This window comes from Streptomyces sp. NPDC107546 (genome assembly GCF_055639175.1).
Genome location: NZ_JBVKBA010000005.1, coordinates 386,218 through 393,345 on the forward strand (window position 1 = coordinate 386,218; position 7,128 = coordinate 393,345).

At 70.0% G+C, this 7,128-nt stretch carries 5 protein-coding genes; 3 read left to right on the forward strand and 2 right to left on the reverse strand.

Annotated features, from left to right (window positions below; genetic code table 11):
- Window positions 1–37: 37 nt before the first annotated feature.
- Entirely contained in the window at window positions 38–1,018 is a 981-nt protein-coding gene (galE, locus tag ACZ7L1_RS10435; RefSeq protein ID WP_471435887.1) for a UDP-glucose 4-epimerase GalE, read from the forward strand.
- Window positions 1,019–1,321: 303 nt separating this feature from the next.
- Here galE and ACZ7L1_RS10440 read toward each other — a convergent pair whose 3' ends face one another.
- Together ACZ7L1_RS10440 and ACZ7L1_RS10445 are read right to left on the reverse strand one after the other, a co-directional pair.
- Window positions 1,322–4,117: an N-acetylmuramoyl-L-alanine amidase gene (locus ACZ7L1_RS10440; RefSeq protein WP_471435889.1), complete on the reverse strand. Its 2,796-nt coding sequence runs from the start codon at window positions 4,115–4,117 to the stop codon at window positions 1,322–1,324.
- A 281-nt stretch (window positions 4,118–4,398) separates the two neighbouring features.
- Entirely contained in the window at window positions 4,399–5,025 is a 627-nt protein-coding gene (locus tag ACZ7L1_RS10445; protein ID WP_471435891.1) for a TetR/AcrR family transcriptional regulator, read from the reverse strand.
- A 255-nt stretch (window positions 5,026–5,280) separates the two neighbouring features.
- On the opposite strand from ACZ7L1_RS10445, the gene ACZ7L1_RS10450 reads away from it, so the two are divergent.
- The gene (locus tag ACZ7L1_RS10450; protein ID WP_471435893.1) at window positions 5,281–6,195 is read left to right on the forward strand and encodes an ABC transporter permease; all 915 of its coding nucleotides are present in this window, start codon (window positions 5,281–5,283) and stop codon (window positions 6,193–6,195) included.
- Window positions 6,188–7,045 (forward strand): ABC transporter ATP-binding protein, encoded by an 858-nt coding sequence (locus ACZ7L1_RS10455; protein ID WP_471435895.1) that lies wholly within the window; start codon window positions 6,188–6,190, stop codon window positions 7,043–7,045. The genes ACZ7L1_RS10450 and ACZ7L1_RS10455 overlap by 8 nt, the downstream gene beginning before the upstream one ends.
- The last annotated feature ends 83 nt before the right edge of the window (window positions 7,046–7,128 follow it).

Below are 7,128 nucleotides of genomic sequence, written 5' to 3' on the forward strand. Positions count from 1 at the left end.
AACACGACAGGCCAACGAGCAAGGAGACGGCCGCATCATGACCTGGCTGATCACCGGCGGTGCCGGTTACATCGGAGCGCACGTCGTCCGTGCGATGACCGAGGCGGGCGAGCGCGCCGTGGTGTACGACGACCTGTCCACGGGCATCGCCGAGCGCGTGCCCGCCCAGGTGCCGCTGGTGGAGGGCTCCACCCTGGACGGCGACCTGCTGCGCCGCACGCTGGCGGAGCACTCGGTGACGGGGGTCGTGCACCTGGCGGCGAAGAAGCAGGTGGGCGAGTCGGTGGAGCTGCCGCTGCACTACTACCGGGAGAACGTGGAGGGCCTGCGCGTCCTGCTGGAGGCGGTGACGGAGTCCCAGGTTCCGTCCTTCGTGTTCTCCTCGTCCGCCGCCGTGTACGGCATGCCGGACGTGGACCTGGTCACGGAGGAGACGCCGTGCGTCCCGATGTCTCCGTACGGCGAGACCAAACTGGCCGGCGAGTGGCTGGTCCGGGCGGCGGGAAGGGCGACCGGCCTGTCCACCGCGTCCCTGCGCTACTTCAACGTGGCGGGCGCGGCGAGCCCCGAGCTGGCGGACGTCGGCGTCTTCAACCTGATCCCGATGGTGTTCGAGAAGCTGACCGAGAACGCGGCACCGCGCATCTTCGGCGACGACTACGCCACACCCGACGGCACCTGCATCCGCGACTACATCCATGTGGCCGACCTGGCGGAGGCCCACGTCGCGGCCGCCCGCGCGCTCCAGGCCTCCCCCGGCACGGACCTCACCCTCAACATCGGCCGCGGTGAGGGCGTGTCGGTCCGCGAGATGATCGACCGCATCAACGCGATCACCGGTTACGACACCGCGCCGACGGTCACCCCGCGCCGCCCCGGCGACCCGGCCCGCGTCGTCGCCTCGGCCGACCGTATCGCCCGGGAACTGGGCTGGACGGCGAAGCGCGACGTGGAGGACATGATCACCTCGGCGTGGGAGGGCTGGGTGCGCAGGCATCCGGAAGCGGCGCGGCGGTAGGACGCCCGGGCCTCGCGAGGCGGCGCGGCGGTAGGACGCCCCGGCCTCGCGAGGCGGCGCGGCGGTAGGACGCCCAGGCCGTCGCGCTCCGCAGGAGTTCGCGGAGTTCCGGGGAGGTGGCGCCGGTCAGTTCCTCGGACACCGTCCAAGACAGCGGACCGCCAGGGAGTACGCACACGACGAACTCCCGTACGGACGCCGGGCCGGCCCGCTCGAGCCGGGCGCCGCACGACCGACCCCCGTACGCTCTGGCGGCGAACCGCACAGTTCGGACGGGGGTCGGCGGGCCGGTGGTACTACCGGTCAGATGATGGGGTCGTAGATGCCCCACCCCGTGGCGATGCTGCTCCGCGAACCGTACGGCGACGTCGGGCTGCCGGTGCCCGGGTAGAGGTACACGTTCCCGGAGGAGTCCCGGGCGACGAGGTCCGGCTGGCCGTCGCCGTTCACGTCACCGGGGCCGACCATGGTGTAGCCGCCCCAGCCCCAGCCCGCCTTGATGCGCGGCCCGAAGGGCGACGTCGTGCTGCCCGTGCCGGGATAGACGAACAGGTTCCCGGAGGAGTCCCGGGCGACCAGGTCCGCCTTCCCGTCACCCGTGAGGTCGCCGCCATTGACCATGGTGTAGCCGCCCCAGCCCCAGCCGGCCTTGATGCGCGGCCCGAAGGGCGACGTCGTGCTGCCCGTGCCGGGATAGACGTACAGGTTCCCGGAGGAGTCCCGGGCGAGCAGGTCCGCCTTCCCGTCACCGGTCAGGTCCCCCATGCCGAGCATGGTGTAGCCGCCCCACCCGAAGCCGGCCTTCACCCGCGCCTTGAAGGGAGCCGACGGTTTGCCACTGCCCTGGTAGTACCAGAGGTTTCCGGAGCCGTCGCGAGCGACCATGTCACCCGTGCCGTCGGCGTGGAAGACCGACATCGGCGTCATGGCGTTGTAGCCGCCCCAGCCATAGCCGATCTTGTACCGCGACAGGAACGGCGACGACGCCACCCCCGTGCCCTGGTACTGCCACAGGTTGCCCGACGAGTCGCGGGCGAGGATGTTCTGCCGTGTCGAGGCGGCCGGCCCCGGCACCGCGGAGACCACCTTCACATCCGCCGAACTGACGTACGCCAGACGGTGGTTGTAGCGGATCGGGTAGTAGGTGGTGGTGCCGCTGACCACCGTTCGGTCGTACTGGGCGCTGCCGTCGAACGTCGTCGAACGGTAGTAGTCCGACGTCTCCTTCGCGATGGCGACGTACGACTGCCCCGATGGGATCGAGTACTTGGTGAGCGGCGTCACCGGCTGCGGGGTGAGGCCGCTCGGGTACGCGCTCGCCTCCGGGTAGGCGCGGCCGTAGACCGGGATGGAGCCGACCCCGTCGCGGGCTGTGACCAGCGTGACCGCCGAGGTGCCGGAGACCGGAACGGTGTACGAGCCGTTCGGGTTGTAGAACCACGCCTTGGCGCCGCCGTACCAGATCGCCGTCCAGTCGTCCTGCTGGTCGGCCACCACGAAGTCCTGACCGGCGACCGCCTTGTCGCTCCAGTCGGATGCGGCGGTCGTCCCGGAGGAGAAGTACGGATTCGTGATCAGCGACGCGCTGTTCGACGGCGAGGTGCGCAGGTACACGAAGTCGGCGGGCTGCGCCGACTGACCGCTGACGGGCGGTTCGTACGACGAGTCGAACGGCGGCGCGATGCGCACCACCTCGCCGGCGACGAGCGGCGAGCCGGCCGGGTTGCTGTTCGGCGTGCCGAGCAGGGACATGTAGTGGTTCCAGTCCCAGTACGTGCCCGGGTCCCAGTGCATGCCGGAAACGTACGCGTCCAGCGGGCCCGTGATGTCGTCGTGGCCGATGATGTGTTCGCGGTCGAGCGGGATGTTGTACCGGCCCGCGAGGTACTTCACCAGCGCGGCGGACGACTCGTACTCCGACTCGGTGTACCAGCTCCCGCCCTGGAGCGCGAAGCCCTCGTGCTCGATGCCGATGGCGTGCTGGTTCATGTACCAGTTGCCCGCGTGCCAGGCGACGTCCTTGTTGGCCACCATCTGCGTGACCAGCCCGTCCGAGGAGCGGATCAGGTAGTGGGCGCTGGCCCCGGCGGTCGGGTCCTGGAACTGGCTGAGCGCCGAGGAGTACTGGCCCTCGGTGTCGTGGATGACGATGTAGTTGATCGCGTCGCCGTCCGAGGGCCGGTTGGCGATGTCGTAGTTCCCGTACTGCGTCTTGTCGGTGGAACTGGTCTGCTGGTACGCGGCGGGTGCGTAGTTGCACGTCAGGCCGGACGGGCACTCCGGGGCCGGGGTGGTGGTCGCCGTGGCCGCCGTCGCGGTGGTGTAGCTCGCGTTCGTCGCGGTGGCGTAGCCGGAGTGCGTGCTGCCGGTGGTCGAGTAGGCGGCCGTGCTCGCCCGCGGCTTCAGCCCGGGCTGCGCCTCGAGCGTCACCTGCTGGCCGTCGGCGGTCACACGGCTGATCCCCGAACGCATGTGGGCGTAGACGCGCTGCGCGAACTGTGCCGCGCCCCGGCTGTCCGGCGACTGGCTGTAACGTTCCACCGCCGCGTACCACTGCTCCGGGTCGGCCGGCAGCCCGCCGGTCGCCGCGCGCTCGTACTCGGCCAGCAGCGCCGCACCTCCGCGCACGCTCTGTCCCATGTCCGTGCGCAGTGACGTCGTCGACGTACCGACGAGCTTGGCCGCCCGGTCCAGCGTGTGCAGTGCGGGCGCGTCGGTCTGCACGGCGCCCACGTCAGCCAGCACGCGCTTCGACGGGTGGAAGGGCCGCCGGCCGTCCTCCCCGCGCAGGTTCAGCTCCCGCACGCGGTCGCTCTCCGACGGCTTGGGCACGTCCGTCGAGGCCACCTGCGTGAGGCCCATCACGTTGTAGTTGCCGGTCATGCTCGGCCGGCCCGCGTGGGTGTCCCAGCGGCTCTGCTGGTACGCCACCGCCATCAGCACGCTCTGCGGCACGTGGAACTCCCGTGCCGCCGAGGCGAACTCATCCTGCAGGGCAGTGGGGGCGACCGCCGTCGACGGCGAGCCACCCGGCTGGCCGGCCTGCGCCACGGCCGCGATTCCCGCCGCGACCAAGGCGAGCACGCCCCCAGCAGCCATTCCCACTCGCACCCTCGACCGGCGGTGCCTTCGCTGCTTGCGATTCAAAAGACCGTCACATCCTGTTCTGGCCATGCCTCGGCCAACCATGGGGGGCGGCACCCGGACGTTAGCAGGGGCGACGGCCGTGCACACACTTGGTATGCCGAACAGGGATCATTTCACGGTCCGGGCGCCCGTCCGCTCGTCCTCTCCGCCGCCTCCCGGGCCGCGTTCGCCGAGCGGCTGGAGGGTTGATGGGCGGACGGCCGCTGTCCGTGGGGCGATGGGCACAGCCGGGCTCACAAGGCCCTGAGGGCTCCCGCCGCGGCCCGGGCCAACCCCGCCAGATACCCCTTCGGCAGCTTCGGCCCCCGGACCACCACCGCGCGCCAGTACAGCGGGCCCGAGATCAGGTCCAGGGCCAGGTCCGTGTCGATCGTTGCACTGATCTCGCCGCGCGCGGCCGCCGCCGAGACGATGCCGCTCGCCACCCTCTCCTGGCCCTCGCGCAGCGCCTTCTGCATGGCCTCGGCGATGTCGGGGTTGCGGGCCGCCTCCGCCTGGAGGTCGGGGATGATCTGGCCGGCCACCGGGTGCCGCAGGGCTCGGGACGTGACCTCGTACAGGAGGCGCAGATCGCCCTCCAGCGAACCGGTGTCGGGCGCCGGCAGGCCCTGGACGGCGATCGCCGACACCAGGTCCAGGACCAGGTGCAGTTTCGAGCGCCACCGGCGGTACACCGCCGTCTTGCCGACACCGGCCCGGCGCGCGATGCCCTCGATGGACATCCGGGCGTAGCCGACGGCCGCCAGTTCCTCGAAGACCGCCGCGCGAATGGCTTCCGTCACGTCCTCGCGGAGGACGGCCGCACCCGCGGGCGCCCTGCGCCCCCGCTTCACCTGGGGAGCGTCGGCGTTCGTCGTCATGCGGACCAGCATAGGGCGTGACGACGAAACGGTTGCGTTCCGACGTCGAATCGGCTTACTCTCGCGTTGCGACGATACGGTCCCGTTCCGACGTAAAGGACAGTAGTCCAAACCCCCAAGAGCAGTACAAGAGCCCTGGAGCCGAGCAAGGCCTCGACAGGAAACGTGAGAAACGCAGGGCAGCGGTACCAGCGGGGACAACGCGGAACACTCGGTACCGGTTGCGCAACCGACCCCCGAGCGAAAGCAGCGGATGTGAGCCAGGTTCTCCACACACCGCCCCCCACGGCCAGCGACGCGGCCGAGACCCCGGCGCAGCTCGCCGCCCGGTACGGCCTCGCGGTCAGCGGTGCCCGCCCCTCCCTGCCGGAGTACGTCCGCCAGCTGTGGGCGCGCCGGCACTTCATCACGGCCTTCGCCACCGCCAAGCTCACCGCGCAGTACAGCGAGGCGAAGCTCGGCCAGATCTGGCAGGTGATGACGCCCCTGCTGAACGCGGCGGTGTACTACTTCATCTTCGGTGTGCTGATCGGTACCAGCAAGGGCGTGCCGGACTACATCCCGTTCCTGGTGACGGGTGTGTTCGTGTGGACGTTCACGCAGAGCTCGATCATGGCGGGCACCCGCGCGATCTCCGGCAACCTCGGCCTGGTGCGCGCCCTGCACTTCCCACGGGCCGCGCTGCCGATCTCGTTCGCGCTGCAGCAGCTCCAGCAGCTGCTGTTCTCGATGGCCGCGCTCGTGATCATCCTGCTCTGTTTCGGCATCCCGGTGAGCGCCTCCTGGCTGCTGATCGCGCCCGTGCTGACCCTGCAGTTCGTGTTCAACGCCGGCGTCTCGATGATCCTGGCCCGGATGGGCGCCAAGACGCCGGACATCGCGCAGCTGATGCCGTTCGTCCTGCGCACCTGGATGTACGTCTCCGGCGTCATGTTCAGCATCGACAAGACGCTGAAGCACACTGGCCTGCCCTACCTGGCCAAGGTGATCCTGAAGTCGAACCCCGCGGCCGTCTACATCGACCTGATGCGGTTCGCCCTGATCGACAGCTTCAAGGCCCACCAGCTCCCGCACCACGTGTGGGCGTACGCGACGGGCTGGGCGCTGCTCGCGGGCGTCGGGGGCTTCATCTACTTCTGGAAGGCTGAGGAGAAGTACGGCCGTGGCTGAACCTGTGACCGACAAGCTGATCCCGACCGTCATCTGCGACGGCGTCGACATCGTCTACCGCGTCCACGGGACGGGGGCCGGCCGTGGCTCCGCGACCGCCGCGCTCAACCGCATCCTGCACCGCAAGCAGGCGGAGAAGGCGGCGGGCGTCCGCCGGGTGCACGCCGTGAAGAACGTGTCCTTCACCGCGTACAAGGGCGAGGCCATCGGCCTGATCGGGACCAACGGCTCCGGGAAGTCCACGCTGCTCAAGGCCATCGCCGGCCTGCTCCCGGTGGAGAACGGCAAGATCTACACAAATGGCCAGCCCTCCCTCCTCGGGGTCAACGCGGCCCTGATGAACGACCTGACGGGCGAGCGCAACGTCTACCTCGGCGCTCTCGCCATGGGCATGTCCCGCGAACAGATCAGGGAGCGCTACCAGGACATCGTCGACTTCTCCGGCATCAACGAGAAGGGCGACTTCATCACGCTGCCCATGCGGACGTACTCGTCGGGTATGGCCGCCCGTCTGCGCTTCTCGATCGCCGCCGCCAAGGACCACGACGTGCTGCTGATCGACGAGGCCCTCGCCACCGGCGACCGCGCCTTCCAGCGGCGGTCCGAGGAACGCATCCGGGAACTGCGCGAGCACGCCGGCACCGTCTTCCTGGTGAGCCACAACAACAAGTCGATCCGCGACACCTGCGAGCGGGTGCTGTGGCTGGAGCGCGGTGTGCTGCGCATGGACGGTCCGACCGAGGAGGTCCTCGCGGAGTACGAGGCGTTCACCGGCGGGGCCGACAAGGCCAAGGGCGCGAGCGCCGCGGGGCCGGGGAGCGCGAAGAAGGAATCCGCGGGAGCCAAGTAGCCCGTACTACGAGAGTGGCCGAGGCGGGGTGGTGGGGGGGGTGTTTCCGCAACCCCCCACCTCCGCGGCCCAGCACCTTCTCC

Excerpts from the sequence above, each read along its gene's own strand:
- ACZ7L1_RS10440 (WP_471435889.1), bottom strand. The coding sequence starts at position 4,117 with ATGGCTGCTGGGGGCGTGCTCGCCTTGGTCGCGGCGGGAATCGCGGCC.
- galE (WP_471435887.1), top strand. The coding sequence starts at position 38 with ATGACCTGGCTGATCACCGGCGGTGCCGGTTACATCGGAGCGCACGTC.
- ACZ7L1_RS10445 (WP_471435891.1), bottom strand. The coding sequence starts at position 5,025 with ATGACGACGAACGCCGACGCTCCCCAGGTGAAGCGGGGGCGCAGGGCG.